The sequence below is a fragment of the Limnoraphis robusta CS-951 genome (assembly GCF_000972705.2).
On record NZ_LATL02000090.1, the window covers coordinates 1 to 19,631 of the forward strand.

Sequence of the window (19,631 nt, forward strand, 5' to 3'; positions counted from 1 at the left end):
GTTTATTAATATTATTTCTGGGAAAACAGATATTTATTCGGAACCCGCCCCTACAATATTGGTGACTGGTGACTGGTGACTGAAAAAACCCGCCCCTACGGGTTATTGGTAATTAACACGCCGTTTTGACAAATATTTTCTAAGTTTGCACCCGACGCGCAAGCGTGTTCAGCCATTGCAAAAGCGATCGCATCAAATAAAGGCGCCGCCCACTCTTGTCCAGCTTGAATTGATCCGGCTTTTTGAACAATTTCTACGGCTTGTGCAACTTCAATAATGGCAACATTGGAATTATATTCTGCTGCACGTTCGATCATCGGATGCCAAGCCAGAGAATGCCCTTCTTTATTGCTTTGTCCGCCCCTCACTCTCGGCCCAATATTGTAGAGTTGTTGTTGTTGGTAAAACGGCATAATTCGGGATTGAATGCGATATTCCCACCACAAATCCCTCGAATGCAAACCCGTTACTAACATCTGCGCCCCAGGACGTGGATTTGCTGCATTGGCAACATTAGCATCCGCCGTTAATACAATCGTTTGAACGTGAGAATTGCCTTTATGAACTCCCGCAATAAAATGTTCTAAGGCTTGAAAACCCTCAATACTTTCACCATACATTTGAATGGTTGGCGTTAACACAAAAAAACCTAATGCTTCTAACCGTCGCTTCATTTCAATAACGGTAATTGTATTCCAAACTCGACCAATAGGAACCCCATTGACTGACGCTCCCGATTGCAGACTGTTGGTGGTATATTGAATGGGTAAAATAGCGATGGGTTTGTCAGTATTAATGCGAATAGGGGCGACATCGGCGTGGGTCCAGTTGCGTCCGGTATAGTTATAATGAACTTGATAAATACCCTGTCCGGCTTGGTATTGATAAAAGCGTCCATCGGGTACAATAGCAACGGTTTCGGTATAATTAGAAGTGTCGGTTTTTTCGGGTTTATCGAGGGGTAAAGATTGCCTACAACGTTCGTAGAGGTAGGCTCGTGAGGAGGTGCAGTCGTCTGTTGCGTAGGCGGGTGAGAGGGCGAAAATCGTGATTATTGCCGAACAGAGTGCAATCTTTAATTTCATTTTCGGTTGATTGGAGTTCACAAAACATTTGATTCAATAACGCTCCACTTTACCAAAAATCAGGTCGTTTGCAATGGGGAATTCAAATTCCTGTTGAAAAATCCAAGTAATCTGAAAATGGCTAAATTTAAGAAAGTGTAACGATAAGTTGGGTTTTTGGAGTGTACTTTGTAGTATGATGGGGATTACTACAATCCTATTCAAACCCTCTCAAACTCTCCCAGGAGATCAACCCCAATGAATCAAGAGGAACTACTCAACAACCTCTACAATGCTTTTGATCCCTTTGAACCTTTACCCGCAGGTGATCCGGCTTATGTGGACTGCAAGGAAGCACGGGGAGATGGGGATGTTTTAGTTGATTTGGGTCAGAAACTTTTGCGATCGCGAAGGATGACTTGTCAACTCTATGGAGGTCATCGGGGCGGGGGAAAATCAACGGAATTGTTGCGGTTAAAACAATATTTAGAGGACAAGAAATTCTTTGTTGTTCATTTTGCAGCCGATGAAAAAGATATCGATGCCGAAGATGCTCAATACACGGATATTTTACTCGGTTGTACCCGCAATATTTTAGAACAATTAAAGGATACAACCAAACCCGATCCGCTTTTAAATTGGTTAAAAAGTCGTTGGCAAGAATTAAAAGATTTAGCCCTAACAGAAATAAAATTTGAAGATTTGAGTGTAGAATCTCAGATTTCTCAGTTTGCCAAACTTACGGCAAATTTAAGAGCAGTTCCCAGTTTGCGTTCTGAAATTCGCGCCAAAGTTAATCCCCATACCGTCACGTTGATTGAGGCGTTGAATCAGTTTATTACAGAAGCGAAAATACAGCTTCCTGATGGCTGTACCCAACTCGCCGTTATTGCGGATAACTTAGATCGAATTGTTCCCATTATTCAAGAAACAGAACGCACAAACCATGAGGAAATTTTTATTGATCGCTGTGAACAAATCAAAGCATTAGACTGTCATTTAATCTACACTGTCCCCATTTCATTAATCTATTCAAAACGGGCGATTGAGATTGCTAATATTTATGACGCGCCGCAAGTTTTACCGATGATTATGATTCAAACCCCAGAGGAAAAAATTAATCCTCAAGGGATGAACACCGTTAAAGAAATTATTAGAAAGCGTGTGCATTTACACAACGCGGAACTGTACTTAGAAACTGAAATTTTTGAGAGTGCGGAAGTTTTAGAGGGATTATGTTTGATGAGTGGGGGAGATATGCGAAATCTGATTCTTTTGACTCAAGTGGCGATTGAACGAACTGCAACTTTACCGATTTCTAAACGCGCTGTTCAGCGATCTATTACTCAACTCAGAGATGTTTATCGCAAAACGGTTGAGGATGATCAATGGGAGATATTAGCTGATGTTTCCCAAACTAAAACCATTCGGAATAATGATCAATATCGTTCACTTTTATTTAATCGCTGTGTTTTGCAATACTGTTATTATGATGATCAGGGAGAAATGCAGCCCTGGTATGATGTTCATCCGCTAATTCGGGGAATCCCAGAGTTTAAACAAGCCGTTGAAAAAATCCAAAAAATTCAACCATGACAGCCAACTTTACAGACTGGGATGTTGATTTACCCAACAATCCAGAAGAAGATTATCAAGCTTTTATTCGGGGTTTGCGACGCCGAGAAGGGTTTGGTTTGTTTTTTGTGGAGTGTTCTCCCGCAGAAGGCGAAAGGTTAATTCAAAAGGTTAAAAAAGATCTTCCCCAAAAAACGATAGAAGTCTCGCGGTTAACTGAACCGACTGATAACCTTTACACAATTGTTACTGATCTACCTAACCGAGACAACATCAATATTCTGTTTATTTCCGGGTTAGAACATTCTCTCTATGACTATGAACTGAGAAAAATCAAACAGGGATGGAGTAGTCGAGAAAAATATACCTACAGTTGGAAAGGCGTTCCTCCGATTTTAAGTCATCTGAATCAACAGCGAGAACGATTTCGGGATGATTTTAATATTTGTTTTGTGTTTCTTGTACCTAAATTTATTTTAAACTATTTTATTCATCGTGCGCCTGATTTTTTTGACTGGCGTTCGGGTTTCTTTAATTTACCAACCGATCCAGAATTTGCAAATCAGAAATCTACTCAACTTATCGAGGAAGGAGATTTTGAGAAATATAAGAACCTCACTCCAGATGAACAACGAGAAAAGTTTTTAGAAATTCAAGGACTTTTAGCAGAAGAACATCTATTACCCGATGAACAAGCAAAATTATACAGAGAGTTGGGACGCTTGCTAACTGCGACTCAGAAATACAAAGAAGCAGTTGCATCCTACGATAAGGCGATAGAAATTAAACCAAACTTGGCTAGTAGCTGGAACAACCGAGGCAATTTACTCCGTAATTTAGGACGCGACCAAGAGGCGATAGAATCCTTCGATAAAGCAATAGAAATTCAGCCAGACTATGCTGATGCCTGGTACAACCGAGGCAATGCACTCGCTAAGTTGAGACGCTACCAAGAGGCGATAGAATCCTTCGATAAGGTAATAGAAATTCAACCGGATGCTCATTATGCTTGGTACTTACGAGGGTATCCACTCCGTAATTTAGGACGCGACCAAAAGGCGATAGAATCCTTCGATAAGGCAATAGAAATTCAACCGGATTATCATTATGCTTGGAACTTCCGAGGCGTTGCACTGAATAAGTTGAGACGCTACCAAGAGGCGATAGAATCCTTCGATAAGGTAATAGAAATTCAACCGGATGCTCATTATGCTTGGTACTTACGAGGGTATCCACTCCGTAATTTAGGACGCGACCAAAAGGCGATAGAATCCTTCGATAAGGCAATAGAAATTCAACCGGATTATCATCAAGCCTGGTACAACCGAGGCATTACACTGGGTAAGTTGGGACGGCATCAAGAGGCGATAGAATCCTACGATAAGACTATAGAAATTCAACCGGATTATCATCAAGCCTGGTTTAATCGAGGCGTTGCACTGAATAAGTTGGGACACGACCAAGAGGCGATAGAATCCTATGATAAAGCTATAGAAATTCAACCGGATGCTCATTATGCCTGGATCAACCGAGGCGTTGCACTGGGTAAGTTGGGACGCTACGAAGAGGCAGTTGCATCCTTTGATCAGGCGATAAAAATTAAACCGGATGACGATGCAGCCTGGTACAGCCGAGGCAATGCACTCGATGATTTAGGACGCTATGAAGAGGCAGTTGCATCCTTTGATCAGGCGATAAAATTTAAACCGGATTATGCTTCAGCTTGGTACTTCCGAGGCAATGCACTCGATGATTTAGGACGCTATGAAGAGGCAGTTGCATCCTTTGATCAGGCGATAAAAATTAAACCGGATAAAGATGCAGCTTGGTACAACCGAGGCAATGCACTAGCTAATTTGGAACGCTACGAAGAAGCAGTTGAATCCTTTGATCAGGCGATAAAATTTAAACCCGACTATGCTTATGCCTGGAACAACCGAGGCCTTGAACTTGTTAATTTAGGACGCTACGAAGAGGCAGTTTCATCCTATGATCAGGCGATAAAATTTAAACCCGACCATGCTTATGCCTGGTATAATAAAGCTTGTTGCTATGGCTTACAGGGTAATGTAGAGCTTGCAGTGAAGGATTTACAGAAAGCCATTCAACTTGATAGTGAATGTATTGAGATGGCGAAAACAGACTCGGATTTTGATAACATTCGGTCAGACGAACGGTTTATAGCGTTAATTCAACAAAGTTCTGATCAAGAGAGCGGGTGTTAAAATCTGATGTATTATGTTAAACATAGTGATTCCCCAAAAGAAATGACTCTGTTGGAAACTATCATACAGGAACTTTCATCAGTGCCAGAACCATTGCTTATAGAAGTCTTGAACTTTATCCAATCTGCTAAAAATGACAGGCTTTTAGTCTCAGAATCATCCACACCCCGCATTCCGAACCTACATCAAGGAGAAATTGAGATCGGCGATGATTTTAATGATCCTTTACCTGATGAATTTTGGTTGGGTGAAGATTGATGAGAGTTTTGATTGATACTCATGTTTTTATTTGGTGGACAAGCAATGCTCAAAAGCTTTCTTTTCCCGTTTTAAATCTGATCAGCGATCCCAATACAGAAGTTATTTTAAGTATTGTTAGTATTTGGGAAATGCAAATTAAGTTATCTTTGGGTAAGTTACAGCTTAAAACAGCGTTACCTGAACTGGTAGAAGATGAGCTTAAGCGAAACCAAATTCACTTATTGTCTATTGATTTATCTCATATTTATGCCCTCAGTAATTTGCCCAATCATCATCGAGATCCTTTTGATCGCTTGTTAATAGCTCAAGCTCAAATTGAGGAATTAGTAATTATCAGTATTGATGAAAAATTTGATAGTTATGAAATCGAGCGATTCTGGTAAAATAATAATAAAACAACCTACACAAACTGATAAACTCGCCCCACGTCAACACCCCCAACGTCATAACCCGGTACGCCCGTTACCCAAGTATTGCCGACTGCGGCGACGGACGCTCCAAAATTCAACCGTTGATCACCGTTGTCAGGTATGGTATTAATATAAGTATCGAGAAGTTCTCCGGTTCTCAACTGATGCCGGAACACCGCCCCAGACGCTAACGACCCATAACCGGGAGTTCCCGTGAATACGCTGGTATTGACGATATCAATGGCTTCCCCAAAACGGTCAAAAGGTCGGGGTTGAGGATAACTGTAGCTTTGCAACACACTTCCAGTTATTCCGTCAAACAGAAACGCCGCCCCGGTATCGGTTCCTCGCCTGTCATCTCCCGGCGCCCCAATTAACACGTCCCGGCCAATATTCGTCCAAGCTAAACCCCGCCCAAAATCATCAATTCCGGGGTTGGGGTTGCGAAAAATTTGCAATAACTCCCCGGTAATACTATCAAATAAATAAGCAACTCCGGGCTTTGTCGCCCCCACTCCTGTTAAACTTCCAGGGGCGCCAACTAAGACTTTATCCCCCACTGCGGCAACAGATGCCCCAAAATAGGAGTCGGCTGCGGGTTCGGGGTTATTGAAAGTTTGTAGCAATTGCCCGCTATTGCCATCAAACAGGTAGGCGGCACCGGAACGGGGGGCGAGGGTGTTGCTGGTGGGGGCGCCGACGATGATAGTATTGCCGATGCTATCGACTGCAAAGCCAAAGTTTTCAAAAGGTTCGGGGGTGGGGTCACTCAACAGTTGATAGGCGACTCCCGCCGAACTGCTAAATTGATAAACGGCGCCGGCTTGGGGGACAATGGTGCTATCTTGGGGGGCGCCAATGACCACATTTGCCCCAAAAGCGGTTAAACTTCTGCCGAGTTGGGCGTTTCCGGCGGTGGCGGGGAAGGGATGATTAAAAATTTGCAGGGGTTGTCCGGTGACTGCATCAAATAAATAAGCTGAACCTTGACTATTATTTTGTCCGGGGGCGCCAACTAATATATTGGTGGTTACTTGTTCGACCGCAAAACCAAAATTTGCGTTGGTTTCTGGGAGAGGATGGGGGATGGTTTGTTGGGGTTCAATTTTGGGTTCGTCATCCAATATTTCTAATGTGGCTTGGGCGGGAATGCCAATAGAAGCTGAACCTGTGGGGTTTTCTAAGCTGAGTTGAACTTCTCGAGGGTAGTCAACAATATTGTTATTGGTAATGTTTAAAGCGATGGTTTTTGCTGTGGCATCGCCGTTAGCAAAGTTAACCGAAATTGGGGCGGTATTCAGTTCTTCTGGGGTAATAATTCCAATAGGAGCGAGAGTTAAAACCACGCTGGCGGCGCCATCTTCCCCAACGCTACGAGTAATGGTTATGGGGTTAATAGGAGTGCCGTTTTCACTCACGGTAAATTGTGAGGAATTGAAGGAAATAAAACCGGGAATAAAAAAGTTTGAACGGGTGAGTCTGTCGGGTGAAACTCGTTGAACGACGGCTAAATATTCACCGTTTGCGGCTTGAATTAGGGTATTATTAGAATCACGAGGGTCTTCGGTAATATTAAGACTATCAAAAGGGAAATCTCCGACTAAAGCAATGGTATCAATACCGGGTTGAAAGTCAAATAAAAAGTTAGCGTCTGCGGGGGTATTTCCACCTGTTCCGGGTTCAATGAAAAAGATGTCGTTTCCTTCTCCCCCAATTAAAGTATCTCGTCCTTTATCCCCATAAAGTCGGTCATTTCCAGCTTCTCCTAAAACGCGGTCATCCCCTGTTCCTCCGAATATTAAATCGTTATTATCTCCCCCAACTAAAAAATCGCTATCTTGTTCACCGCGAATGACATCCTCTCCGGCTTCTCCATTAATTATGTCTGATCCAAAACCGCCTAAAATAATATCATTTCCTTGTCCGCCTAAGAGAACATCTCCATCATTTTCTCCTTGTATTAAATCATCACCGTTATCCCCGTTTAACGTATCAATTCCGGGTCCACCAAAGAATACATCGTTTCCTTGTCCGCCATTGGCTTCATCATTTCCCTGTCCGCCAAAAAGCGTGTCTTCGCCTAAATTTCCAAATAAAATATCATTATCTAATTCCCCAAAAATAGCATCATTTCCACCTTCTCCCAAGAGGCTATCGATACCTTGACCCCCCAAAAGGGTATCATTTCCATCCCCACCTCGGATCAGATCATTATCTAAATTTCCGCGAATTAATTCGGGGTCAGATGAACCTTGAACGGTATCATTTCCTCCCAGAAAAAAGACACCTTGAGTAAACACACCCAATTCCCCTGGAAAAAAGGTGGTATTTTCAGGAAAGTCTGTTCCAACTAAGCGTAATTCTCCGGTTTGGGGGTCAGTTTCGGGTCTTAATACCATTGGTTAAACGGGAAAGTTTTTGTTGCCAAAGCTGATCTATGGTAACAAACTTGTAGCCTTTTTCCAAGAGTTTTGGGATAATTGATTTGGCAGAAGCGGCGACATCCTGGCCGCCATCGTTGCCATCGTGTAAGACAATAATTGACCCGTTTGTTGTTTGTTGAATAACACGATTGGTGACAATATTAACCCCTGGACGTACCCAATCTTCAGGAACGACTGTCCACATCACGGGACGATATCCCCATTGTTTTAATAGGGTTAAGATTTTCGGGGTAAAAACACCATTGGGGGGACGAACATCGAGTAAAGAATTAGGATTAAGATCACTAATATTGATAATTTCTTGTTTGGTGTTTTCAAGATCTTTTTGGAGTTGTTCATCGGTCATTTGATGAAACATTTGATGATAATATCCATGTAAACAAATCCAATGACCTTGTTGAATGACGGCTTGGGCAATTTTAGGATAGTTTTTCACCCAACAGCCTAACCAAAAAAAACTGGCTTTAATTTGATATTCGTCTAAGACGTTTAACAGGTCTAAAGTATAGACTGGATGCGGCCCATCGTCAAAGGTTAGGGCAATTTCAGCTTGGTTGATATCTCCTCGCCACAGACAATGAGGAAAGGCTGTTTTTAAAATGGGATGTAAAACGGGAAAGAAGGGTGCGAATTCCATTTTTATTGAACGTTAATTAACGGTTTATTTTTGAAGTCTGTGGATTGATTATAACATTTTTGCAAAGGATTAAAGCTTTTTGGTATAATTTAAAAAAGATAAAATATCCAGGAGTTCATATCACTTTGTCTGAATTAAGTTCTATGAAAGTTGTTGTTATTGGCGGTGGGGCTGCGGGTTTTTTTGGGGCGATTGCTTGTGCAAATACTCATCCCCATACTAAGGTTATTTTACTGGAAGCCGGACAGCAACCTTTAGCCAAAGTTCGTATCTCTGGCGGGGGACGGTGTAACGTGACTCATGCTTGTTTTGATCCTGCCCAATTTGTACAGAATTATCCCAGAGGGGCGAAGGCGTTGCGAGGGGCTTTTAGTCGGTTTCAAGCCAAAGATACGGTTGAATGGTTTACTCAAAAAGGAGTGGAATTAAAAACAGAAGAAGATGGGCGAATGTTCCCGATAACAGATGATTCAGAAACGATTGTTAACTGTTTAATTCAATCTGCAAAACAAGCGGGGATTCAGATTAAAACTCAGGCGAGGGTGACTGAAATTCACGTGAATCAAAAAAATCACGATTTATCCATAAACCCGGTTTCTGAAGGAAACTTAAAAACTTTCATCCCACATCATCAACAAGAAACCGGGTTTTTTAACAGAGAAAATTACTTTAAAATTATATTAAACTCAGGAGAAATATTAACGGCTGATCGCCTATTATTGGCGACAGGAAGTAACCCTTCTGGTTATCGTTGGGCGCAACAATTGGGTCATCAAATTATCCCTCCGGTTCCTTCTCTGTTTACGTTTAATATTACTGATGAAAGATTGAAAGATTTAGCGGGAGTTTCGGTTAATTCTGCTAAAATAAAGTTACCAGAAGCGAAACTCGAACAAACAGGGCCATTACTGATTACCCATTGGGGGTTAAGTGGGCCTGCGGTGTTGAAATTATCGGCTTGGGGGGCGAGATTTTTACAAGATTGTCGCTATAAAACATCATTAATTGTTAATTGGCTACCTCTATCTAATCCTGAAGCCTTGCGAGAGGAATTGTTAGCAGTAAAATCTCAATTATCTCAACGGGTTGTTTCTTCGAGTTGTCCGGTATTAATTCCGCGTAGACTGTGGAAACAGTTAACTTTAGCGGTGGGAATTGATGAACAAAAACGCTGGGGTGAAGTTTCTAATAAAGTGATTAATCAACTCATTCAAGAATTAACTCAGGGAAAATTTCAAATCAACGGAAAAGGGGTTTTCAAGGAAGAATTTGTCACCTGTGGCGGTGTGAGTTTGAAAGAAGTTGATTTTAAAACAATGGAAAGCCGTTGTTGTCCGAATTTGTATTTTGCAGGTGAAATATTAGATATTGATGGCGTGACGGGGGGGTTTAATTTTCAAAGCGCTTGGACTACGGGTTGGTTAGCGGGTCAAGCGATGGGAAAATTTTAGATAAGTAGGTAAACCTCAAAAACCCGGTTTCTTAAAAGTTACCGGGTTTTTAAAAGTTTATAAGGTCTGAAGTTGAGGAATATCGAGATAATTGACTCCTTCTAGTTTACCGGAAATACAGGTTAACGGTTTATCGACTTCGCCCAAATGATTAACGACTAAAACCGCATCTGAAAAGTCTTGATTTAGGGTATAATTATTAACAGTAACAATCGTTTTTAAACCCGCTTTTGTTGCTGCTTGTAAACCCTGATAAGAGTCTTCAAATACTAAACAATTTTCAGGAGGAAGGTCTAATTTTTGCAAAACATAGTTATAGATATCGGGGGCGGGTTTTTTGGCGGGAACAATATCTCCGGCGCCGATAACTTCAAACCAGTCAGGGTTAAGAGTTTTTTCGAGTAACGCCATCACGTTGGGTAAGGCGCTAGTTGTCGCAATGGCTAACCGTAACCCGGCGGTTTTTGCAGCTTCAATTAACCGTTTAACACCCGGACGTAAAGGAATGATACCGGATGCGAGTAAGTCGTGGTAATATTGATTTTTTAGGTGGTGTAAAGTGGTGATGAATTCGTCTATGTTTCTATCGGGTTTAAATTCAGGTTTGTATTGGTCTAAATAAAACCGAATGCGTTCTTTTCCACCTGGAACTTCTAACAATTCTCCATACAACTCAACTGACCAATTCCAAATCAGTCCTGTTTTAGCAAAAGCTTGATTAAACGCAATTCGATGTCCGTCTCGTTCTGTTTCTGCTAAGGTGCCATCTACATCAAAAATTAATGCTTTTAATGCCATTTTAGTTGAAAAAATAACCGTTTAAATTTGAGGTTTAACGTCTTGATTGGGGATTTCGGGAGAGGGGAAACTTTGTTGGAGTTTGTAGCCTTGTTGTTCTATTGTTTCAACAAAATTTTTCGGGTCTGTTTCCGAGGAAGATTGAGGAAATTCTGCTGGAGGATTTTCTTTGGCTTGTTGACGCATTTTTTTTAGTTTAGCTTGTCGTCCCATGACGGGTTTCTCCAAATTAGTGATTAATTTTTTGACTGTCCATGATGCGATTTAAAACCTGTAAGATTAAAATCGCCACACTAATACTTGCCGCTAATCCTAACCAATAATTATACACAACGTCTGGGCTTTGATCAAGTACCCATCCCCCTAAAGGCGGCCCAATTAAATAACCAATTGCCCAACATTGGGCGTTAATGGCTAAGTAAATTCCTCGTAAAGATTCCGGGGCTAAATCGGCAACGAGGGCGGAAGCAGAAGGGGTATAACTCACTGTTGCTATGGCTAATAGACTTAAGGCTAAAATGGCAAACAGCAGGTTATTTTCTGCAACAATTCCGGTTAAACCAATCAGAATAAATCCGATTCCCCACAAACTTGCGGAAATCATTAAAGCTTGCGGACGAGTCCAACGACTGAGAAAATGAGCAATGGGTAATTGAGTGAGTACACATAAGGTTATATACCCGGCAAATAGATAACTAATTTTACCGGGAGAAAAACCGTTATTCACAAATTGATTAAAGTAGAGAGGTATTGTACTATGAATCTGAGAGATATAAACAGTAAACATGATATTAATCAAAACAAACACCAACAAAGGTCGGTCACTCAGGGCGAGTAACCATTTTTGAGTGAGATTTTGTTCTTTTGAGTCTGTTGATGGGGGAGTATAGGTTTCTTGGATGGTTGCAAAAATAACGCCAAAAAACACTAAAAACGATAACGCATCAACAATAAATAGAGTCCGATAAGCCCCTGTTGTCGAAATCACAATTCCGCCTAAAATAATCCCTAATTGTAAACCAATATTATCAGCAAGACGAGTTAAAGCAAAGGCTTGATTGCGGTTATCTCCTGTACTCAAATCAGCGACAACGGCTTCTGTTGCTGGCCAATACAATCCAATGCCTAATCCTAAAAATAAATTCCCTAAAACAACCGTTTTAAAATCGCTTGCACTTGCTAGAATAAAAGAAGATATCGCAGAAATTAAAGCCGAGAGTAATAACGTGCGACGCCGACCCCAAACTGGAGAATCAGAGAAAGAACCGCCCAGAATTCGCCCCAAAATACCTGAAATTTGAGCGCTTCCCAAACCAATTCCGACTGCTGTTGCCGATAAACCAACTTGGTTGACAAAAAAAATCGGTGCATAGAATAATGTAAAACCTGTACCCGTTTGAGAAAGTAACCGACCAAAAGCTAGAACCCAGATTTGGGGATTAAGTGAGGGTAGCCAAGTTAATATTCGATTAAGGCATCCCATCGTTAAAAATCCCTATCTAAAAAAGTTATTGTCATTTATTTTAACATTTTTTTGCTCAAGGAGACTGAAGGATGATTGGCTATTTAAAAGGAACAGTTGCAGCAATTCACAAAAATACGAACAATCGAGTCATCCTTTTGATAGAAACGAATAATATTGGCTATGAAGTGCAGATTGTTCCTCGAATGATTACCCAGCTACCTGCGATTGGTGAGTCAATTCAAGTCTTTACCCATCTACAAACCCGCGAAGATCAAATGGTGCTTTATGGCTTTTCAGCTATTGCTGAACGGGATTTATTTCGTCAGTTAATTAGTGTAAGTGGGATTGGAACTCAGTTAGCAATTGCTTTATTAAATACGTTGGAATTACAAGAGTTAGTACAAGCTATTGTTGGTGAAAATACAAAAGTTTTAGCAAAAACGCCAGGAGTTGGAAGTAAAACGGCTCAACGCATTGCATTAGAATTAAAAACAAAACTTGCTCAATGGCGGCAAGAAGCAGGACTCACAGCGATTGTTTCTTCTGGCTTAAGCGTCGAAATTCAAGAAGAAATTGAGATGACACTTTTAGCTTTAGGCTATACGGGTTCAGAAGTGATGCAAGCGTTACAAGCTTTGAGTCAAGAACAAAAGCTGTCCTCGCAAATCTCAACAGAAGAATGGATCAAAAAAGCAATTGCTTGGATGGCTCAAGAGTTAGGATAAATACAGATGAAGCTATCAAATAAACAAGCGATTTAGATCCGCATCTGAAAACCCTTCTAAGAGGATCTGGCATCCGGTTCTGTGCAGCACGTATATCCTATGTAAATCAAGGGTTTTGGCGATATTCATTAACAGCATTTTCACACAAGCTTTACACAAGCTTTATAATTTTATCCAACCTTTTTACACAACCTTTACAGAGTAATCTATCTAAGGACTGATTTTTTTCACAATTCTGTTTAAGATGATAGGGAGGAAACAACAAGACGAAAAATCGTTGTCTAAGGAACTATGAGTAATAACGGTCAAGAGCCTAAGCTAACGATATCAATCATTATCCCGGTCTATAACGGTGGAGAAAAGTTTCAGCGATGTCTTGAGAGTTTGACAAAAACTTCTCTAAACCCCAACGAAGTCATTGTTGTCGCAGACGGAGATACCGATGGTTCTCACGCTTTAGCTGAGAAGTTCGGTGCAAAAGTCTTTCGGCTACCCAAAGCCGGAGGCCCCGCTAGAGCGCGTAATTTGGGGGCTAAAGCAGCAACAGGTGATATTGTTTTCTTTGTGGATGCAGATGTCGAAATCTACCCAGACACAATTGAGAAAGTGGTCAAAACTTTCACGAACGAACCGAATTTATCGGCTCTAATTGGTTCCTACGATGATGCGCCGGGAGCGGATAATTTCCTCTCTCAATACAGAAATTTATTTCATCATTATACTCACCAAACAGGTAACGAAGAAGCATCTACATTTTGGGGAGCTTGCGGCGCTATTCGTCGAGAGATCTTCCTAGAAGTTGGCGGTTTTGATGAAAAATATCGTCTTCCCTGTATTGAAGATATTGAACTCGGCTACCGCCTGAAAAAAGCAGGTTATCAAATTGGGTTGCGGAAAAATATCTTTGTTAAGCATCTCAAGGAATGGCGGCCTGTTTCCATGTTGAAAGCTGACTTTTTTTATCGAGCTTTGCCTTGGACTGCTTTAATTTTACGCGATCGCAAATTGAATAATGACTTAAATCTGCAATACTCTAGTCGCCTGAGTGTTGTCTTAGTTTATGCGAAAATCGGCGCATTATTAGCAGTGCCTTGGTTATCTCAAACCTCGATTATTGTCTGTTTATTTGCGATCGCTTTTCTGGTTTTGAATGCACCCGTTTACCAGTTTTTTCACAACAAACGAGGCTTTATTTTTGCCCTCAAAACAGTACCGTGGCACTGGTTTTACTATTTCTACAGTGGGCTAGCATTTGCGATTGGTTTAGTTCGTCATTGGTTTGAAGAAAATTGGACTTATCGCAAAGCTTGAAGTCGTGATATCTCACGATTTTTTTGTGATCAACTCAACTTGTAGAACTTGATCAAGACGACCTCACTACATTGAAGCGTAGATTATTACCCGTCTTGAGTTGAATCTAAATATTCGTTTGACCGGGGTGAATTTACCAGTGGTTAAGCTTACTACTGGTTTAAAGGGTGAGCGAATCATTATTTTTGAAGTTTTTTGTCTCAACTTTTCTGGAGTTTGCGAAATTCTGTTTTGAGCATCCTATATAATCACAGAGTTATTCTGAAACTCCAGAGAATATCTGGGTCTGAAATCAGGAACTCTACAGGCTTTAGATAGTGCTAAAGTGAGTGAAAATTCCATATTTTGGACAGAGGCATATTCCATATTTCACGTTCTACCAATATCTTCCAAAGGTCATCAAATGCTACATCATCACCCCGTCGTTATCATCGGAGCTGGCCCTGCTGGACTTACTGCGGCTTATGAACTCACTAAGCGCGGAGTACATCCTCACGTCTTAGAAGCCGCGAGTCAAGTGGGAGGGATTTCTAGAACAGAAGTATATAAAGGATATCGCTTTGATATTGGCGGTCATCGCTTTTTTACCAAAGTAGATATTGTCAATCAATTATGGCAGGAAGTTCTCGGAAAAGAATTCATCCAAGTTCCTCGACTGTCTCGTATTTATTACCAGAACAAATTTTATGACTATCCACTGTCTATCTATAACACCCTCTTTAACCTGGGTATTATCGAAAGCTTGTTGATTTTATTAAGCTATTTCAAAGCCAGAGTCAAAGGAAAATTACAACCCGATGTAGAACCAGAAACCTTTGAAGAATGGGTCACAGATAGCTTTGGAAGTCGGCTTTATCGCACCTTTTTCAAAACCTACACCGAAAAAGTTTGGGGAATTCCCTGCAATAAAATCGAAGCAGAATGGGCAGCTCAAAGAATCAAAGGTTTATCCTTAAAAAAAGCTGTTCTCAATGCTTTATTTGGCAGCAACGACACGAAAACCTTAATCAAAAAATTTGATTACCCCATCTATGGGCCGGGCATGATGTGGGAACGTTTCCAACAAAAAGTTGATGAAAATGGGGGTCAAGTTTCCCTCAATACTCGGGTTGTGAGTATCAAGCGAGAAGGTCATCATATTACCGAAGTGATCGCATATAAAGAGGGTCAAGAGATTAGCCTAAAAGCGGATAAATTTATCTCCAGTATGCCTGTCACCGCGCTGGTAAACCGACTTGATCCTTTACCTCCCGATGAAGTTTTACAGGCGGCAAAATCTCTGTCTTATCGAGACTTTTTGATTGTTGCTTTGATTATCGATGAAGCTGATCTCTTTCCAGATAACTGGATTTATATTCACAGTCCAGAAGTGAAAGTCGGCCGGATTCAAAACTTCAAAAACTGGAGTCCGGCGATGGTTCCTGACCAAACAAAAACCTGCTTAGGTTTGGAATATTTCTGCACAGAAGGCGATGAAATCTGGAACTTATCAGACACCGAACTGTTGGATTTAGCTACCCGTGAAATCGAAGAATTAGGTTTAGCAAAAGCGAGTAAAGTTGAAGATGGAACGATATTGCGTCAACCGAAAGCTTATCCGGTTTATGACCGAGATTATCGCCGACATCTACAAGTCATTCAAGATTATTTATCACAGTTTGACAACTTACAAACCATTGGTCGTAACGGAATGCACCGTTATAATAACCAAGATCATTCAATGTTAACCGGAGTATTAGCGGCTCAAAATGTACTCGGCGACCATCATGATCTCTGGAATGTAAATACTGAACGTTCCTATCACGAAGAATTTACAAAAGAAGAGTGGAAAGGTCGTGAAAAACCTCAGTTAGTTATGAAGTAAGAAAAAGGGGTTGATAGGGGCTAAAAAATATTTACCCTGTCAACTTTTTATCGTTTTACTTTCTTCAGTGAAGATATTAACTAAAATGCTCAGAAAATGGAACACTCATCTCGACATTTTGTGTCTGTCATTGTTCCTGTTTATAATGATGTGGAACGTTTAAAACACTGCTTAGAAGCTCTCGATAATCAGACCTATCCTCCGAGTGATTATGAAGTCATTGTGGTAGATAATGGTTCAGATTCGGCTGAAAAAATTGACTCTGTTGTAACTTTATTTCGTCAAGCGTTCTATCTCTATGAAAGCACTCCAGGTTCCTACGCTGCTCGCAATCGCGGGATATCTGTTGCAAAAGGGGAAATTATTGCTTTTACAGATGCGGATTGTATTCCTGCTTTGGATTGGCTTGAACAGGGTGTAACGCATTTACAAAACGCTCCTAATTGTGGATTAGTTGCGGGAAAAATTGAGCTTTTCTTTAAAAATACCCAGAAAATTACACCTGTAGAACTCTATGAAAGTATCACAGCTTTTCCTCAAAAAGAACTTCTAGAAAAGCATCGATACGGAGCGGGAGCTAATTTATTGACTTGGAAACAAGTTATCGAAAAAGTTGGCGTTTTTGATGCAACTCTAAAGTCAAGTGGAGATGTCGAATGGTGTAGGCGAATTTTTGATTCTGGTTATCAGCAGATTTATAGCGAGGAGACTTGTGTTCAACATCCAGCTCGAACATCTTGGCTAGAACTGTACAAAAGAACGATTCGCCTAGTTGGAGGAATCTATGATTTACAGCATAAGAAAAACTCTAGAAACTTACCTCAAGATTTTGTTTTCATTTCTCTATTGCTGAAAAACTTAATTCCTCCGTTAAACTTTGTAGTCAATACCTTTCTAGATAAACGATTAAAAAACGTTCAACAGAAAGTTCAAGTTTCTGTCGTGATGTTTGTCGTTCGATATGTCAGCGCTTTAGAAATCATTAAACTGAGGTTTGGTGGAGTATCAGCACGAGAATAACAAGAGATTAGAACCATGAAAATTGCATTTATTGTCGGCCATTTTCCACAATTGTCGGAAACTTTTATTCTCAACCAAATTACAGGTTTAATCGAGCGAGGTCATCAAGTTGATATTTATGCGAGTTCTGCCGGTGATACCACTAAAACTCATCCCGCAATCGCTAAATACAACCTTCTAGAACACACTTATTATTTTCCTCAAATCCCCGAAAATATTGTCTTGAGAATTTGGAAAGGCTTGGGATTACTACTCACTCAAGGTCATCAAGATCCTTGGCGTTTTCTTGATGCTTTAAATGTTTTTAAATATGGTCAGCAAGCTCTTTCTCTGTGGTTGCTTTACACAATAATTCCCAAATTTAATTGTCATTACGACATCATTCACTGTCAATTTGGTACCCAAAGTTATCGAGGAATGTCATTTCGGACAATCAATGATCCAAAGGCAAAACTCATTACTACATTTCGAGGAGATGATATTAGTCGGTTTGTGAAAGAAAGAGGCAAGAAAGTTTATCAAAAACTATTTCATACTGGTAACTGCTTTTTAGCCAATTGCGAATTTTTCAAGCGTCGAGTTGTAGAGCTAGGGTGTGATGAAAGTCAGGTGTTTGTTCATCGTTCTGGACTAGATTCTAGTCGATTTACGTTTACTCCCCGTTACTTCCCTAATGATGAAAAAATCCGCATTGTGACAACAGGGCGGCTCGTTGAAAAAAAGGGAATTGAATACAGTATTCGAGCTGTAGCCCAGCAAGCTCTAGTTTACTCTAACATAGAGTATAATATCATTGGTGACGGCCCTTTGAAAGACAGGTTACAAACATTAATTAACAACTTAAATGCTCATAAATTTATCCATTTATTAGGTTGGAAAGATGAAAATGAAATTATTGAAATACTCAATCAATCTCAGATTTTTCTGGCTCCAAGTGTCACAGCAAAAGATGGTAATCAAGATGCTCCCATCAATGTCTTAAAAGAAGCGATGGCGATGGGTTTACCAGTGATAAGTACCTATCATGGTGGAATTCCAGAATTAGTAGAAGATGGAGTTTCCGGTTTCTTAGTTCCTGAACGAGATGCAGAAACTTTAGCCGAAAAACTTGGTATTCTCATCAAAAATCCGCAGTTGTGGTTAGAAATGGGAAAAGCTGGACGAACCTATGTTGAAGAACACTATGATCTGAATAAACTGAACGATATTTTGGTCGAAATCTACCAACAAACGTTAACATCAAGTTTGCCCAAACAGAACTTAAATGTTCAGATGGCAAAGTCAGTCAAGAAAGTTACTCAATCATTTCTTTAGGAGGTTATTAACATGGAAAGATTAGCGACAATGACAGAACCGCAAGTTACGATTATTGTTGTGCCTCGTGAACGATTTAGCTGTACTCGCGAGTCTTTAGAAAGCATTTACGAACACACAAAAATTCCGTTTAAATTGGTTTATGTAGACGGGAATTCTCCCAAACACATTCAAACTTACTTGAAAGAACAAGCTGAAGCAAAAAGCTTCCAGCTTCTGCGAACAGATTACTATTTGTCTCCGAACCAAGCCAGAAATATTGGTCTAGCTCAGGTCAACACAAAATACTTGGTTTTTATTGATAATGATGTTGTCGTCACAGCCGGTTGGTTAACTCAATTAATGCAGTGTGCAGAAGAAACAGATGCTACAGTTGTTGGGCCTCTCATGTGCCAAGAAAGACCTTTACATGAAATCGTTCATTGTGCGGGTGGAGAGTCTCATATTTGGGTCGATAAAACAGGTCGGCGGCGGTTTCGAGAAAAAATGTGTTTGCAGGGTAAACGAGTAACTGAAGTTCGCGATCGCCTACAACGTCAAGAAACAGAATTAGCTGAGTTTCATTGTGTTTTAGTCCGTCACTTCATCTTTGCTGAAATTGGCTTTCTCGATGAAGCAATACTCAATACCAAAGAACATTTAGACTTTTGTATGTTAGTTCGTCAAGCCGGAGGAAAAGTCTATTTTGAACCCAATTGTATTGTTACTTATGTACCTGGCCCTCCTCTAGAATTTACTGATTTGCATTACTATATGCTGCGCTGGAGTGATGCGTGGCAGTTAGCAAGTCTGCACCGTTTACGAGATAAGTGGAACCTCGCTGAAGATGAATACTTTAAAACTAAATATAAAAAGGTAGGATGGCGACGATACGGCACAATTATTGTCCCTTTAGTTCTTCGTATCACATGGGGTATGGGCAGTGATTTATTAGCCAGAATTATCGGCAAAATCGACCATGTATTGATTAATCCTTTCTTGACGACTAGCCATGCTCATCGCCAACGTAAACTTCATCATTCGATGTCAATTAATAATTAAACTAAACAATGTATGATCTGCATGAA

Annotated in this window: 17 protein-coding genes; 11 read left to right on the forward strand and 6 right to left on the reverse strand. The window is 40.5% G+C overall.

Going from position 1 to position 19,631, the window contains the following annotated elements:
• Nucleotides 1-95 precede the first annotated feature (95 nt).
• Nucleotides 96-1,085 (reverse strand): hypothetical protein, encoded by a 990-nt coding sequence (locus WN50_RS07910; RefSeq protein WP_046280188.1) that lies wholly within the window; start codon nt 1,083-1,085, stop codon nt 96-98.
• Nucleotides 1,086-1,322: 237 nt separating this feature from the next.
• On the opposite strand from WN50_RS07910, the gene WN50_RS07915 reads away from it, so the two are divergent.
• From WN50_RS07915 to WN50_RS07930, 4 genes are all read left to right on the forward strand, one after another.
• Entirely contained in the window at nt 1,323-2,660 is a 1,338-nt protein-coding gene (locus WN50_RS07915; protein ID WP_046280189.1) for a hypothetical protein, read from the forward strand.
• The gene (locus tag WN50_RS07920) at nt 2,657-4,864 is read left to right on the forward strand and encodes a tetratricopeptide repeat protein (RefSeq protein ID WP_046280190.1); all 2,208 of its coding nucleotides are present in this window, start codon (nt 2,657-2,659) and stop codon (nt 4,862-4,864) included. Before WN50_RS07915 ends, WN50_RS07920 begins: the two co-directional genes overlap by 4 nt.
• Nucleotides 4,865-4,945: 81 nt before the next feature.
• A complete protein-coding gene (locus tag WN50_RS35200) occupies nt 4,946-5,122 on the forward strand; it encodes a hypothetical protein (protein WP_235440873.1) in 177 nt (58 codons plus the stop codon).
• A complete protein-coding gene (locus WN50_RS07930; RefSeq protein ID WP_046280191.1) occupies nt 5,122-5,508 on the forward strand; it encodes a type II toxin-antitoxin system VapC family toxin in 387 nt (128 codons plus the stop codon). Before WN50_RS35200 ends, WN50_RS07930 begins: the two co-directional genes overlap by 1 nt.
• 17 nt (nt 5,509-5,525) lie before the next feature.
• Here the strand turns inward: WN50_RS07930 and WN50_RS07935 are convergent, their stop codons facing one another.
• Both WN50_RS07935 and WN50_RS07940 read right to left on the reverse strand, forming a co-directional pair.
• The gene (locus WN50_RS07935; protein WP_046280192.1) at nt 5,526-7,934 is read right to left on the reverse strand and encodes a Calx-beta domain-containing protein; all 2,409 of its coding nucleotides are present in this window, start codon (nt 7,932-7,934) and stop codon (nt 5,526-5,528) included.
• Nucleotides 7,912-8,616 (reverse strand): polysaccharide deacetylase family protein, encoded by a 705-nt coding sequence (locus WN50_RS07940; protein ID WP_046280193.1) that lies wholly within the window; start codon nt 8,614-8,616, stop codon nt 7,912-7,914. Before WN50_RS07940 ends, WN50_RS07935 begins: the two co-directional genes overlap by 23 nt.
• Before the next feature lie 143 nt (nt 8,617-8,759).
• Between WN50_RS07940 and WN50_RS07945 the strand changes: the two genes are divergently transcribed.
• A complete protein-coding gene (locus WN50_RS07945; protein ID WP_046280194.1) occupies nt 8,760-10,067 on the forward strand; it encodes a BaiN/RdsA family NAD(P)/FAD-dependent oxidoreductase in 1,308 nt (435 codons plus the stop codon).
• Nucleotides 10,068-10,124: 57 nt separating this feature from the next.
• On the opposite strand, the gene WN50_RS07950 is transcribed toward WN50_RS07945, so the two are convergent.
• Genes WN50_RS07950 through WN50_RS07960 form a run of 3 tightly spaced genes read right to left on the reverse strand, consistent with a single transcriptional unit; the run spans nt 10,125 to nt 12,348 of the window.
• Nucleotides 10,125-10,865, reverse strand: a complete 741-nt coding sequence (locus WN50_RS07950) for an HAD family hydrolase (protein WP_046280195.1) — start codon at nt 10,863-10,865, stop codon at nt 10,125-10,127.
• Between the two features lie 21 nt (nt 10,866-10,886).
• Nucleotides 10,887-11,078, reverse strand: coding sequence for a hypothetical protein (locus tag WN50_RS07955; protein WP_046280196.1), 192 nt, complete (start codon nt 11,076-11,078; stop codon nt 10,887-10,889).
• 16 nt (nt 11,079-11,094) lie between these two features.
• Entirely contained in the window at nt 11,095-12,348 is a 1,254-nt protein-coding gene (locus WN50_RS07960) for an MFS transporter (RefSeq protein ID WP_046280197.1), read from the reverse strand.
• Nucleotides 12,349-12,419: 71 nt separating this feature from the next.
• Between WN50_RS07960 and ruvA the strand changes: the two genes are divergently transcribed.
• The 6 genes from ruvA (at nt 12,420) to WN50_RS07990 (ending at nt 19,605) form a co-directional block, all read left to right on the forward strand.
• Entirely contained in the window at nt 12,420-13,055 is a 636-nt protein-coding gene (gene ruvA / locus WN50_RS07965; RefSeq protein WP_046280198.1) for a Holliday junction branch migration protein RuvA, read from the forward strand.
• A gap of 291 nt (nt 13,056-13,346) precedes the next feature.
• A complete protein-coding gene (locus tag WN50_RS07970) occupies nt 13,347-14,366 on the forward strand; it encodes a glycosyltransferase family 2 protein (protein ID WP_046280199.1) in 1,020 nt (339 codons plus the stop codon).
• A 403-nt stretch (nt 14,367-14,769) separates the two neighbouring features.
• Nucleotides 14,770-16,230 carry an NAD(P)/FAD-dependent oxidoreductase gene (locus WN50_RS07975; protein ID WP_046280200.1) on the forward strand — a complete coding sequence of 487 codons (1,461 nt, stop codon included), beginning with the start codon at nt 14,770-14,772 and terminating at the stop codon, nt 16,228-16,230.
• A 96-nt stretch (nt 16,231-16,326) separates the two neighbouring features.
• Complete coding sequence (locus WN50_RS07980) at nt 16,327-17,250, forward strand: glycosyltransferase family 2 protein (RefSeq protein ID WP_046280201.1); 924 nt, start codon at nt 16,327-16,329, stop codon at nt 17,248-17,250.
• 15 nt (nt 17,251-17,265) lie between these two features.
• Nucleotides 17,266-18,564 (forward strand): glycosyltransferase, encoded by a 1,299-nt coding sequence (locus WN50_RS07985; protein WP_046280202.1) that lies wholly within the window; start codon nt 17,266-17,268, stop codon nt 18,562-18,564.
• Nucleotides 18,565-18,576: 12 nt separating this feature from the next.
• Nucleotides 18,577-19,605 carry a glycosyltransferase family 2 protein gene (locus WN50_RS07990; RefSeq protein WP_235440874.1) on the forward strand — a complete coding sequence of 343 codons (1,029 nt, stop codon included), beginning with the start codon at nt 18,577-18,579 and terminating at the stop codon, nt 19,603-19,605.
• Nucleotides 19,606-19,631 lie beyond the last annotated feature (26 nt).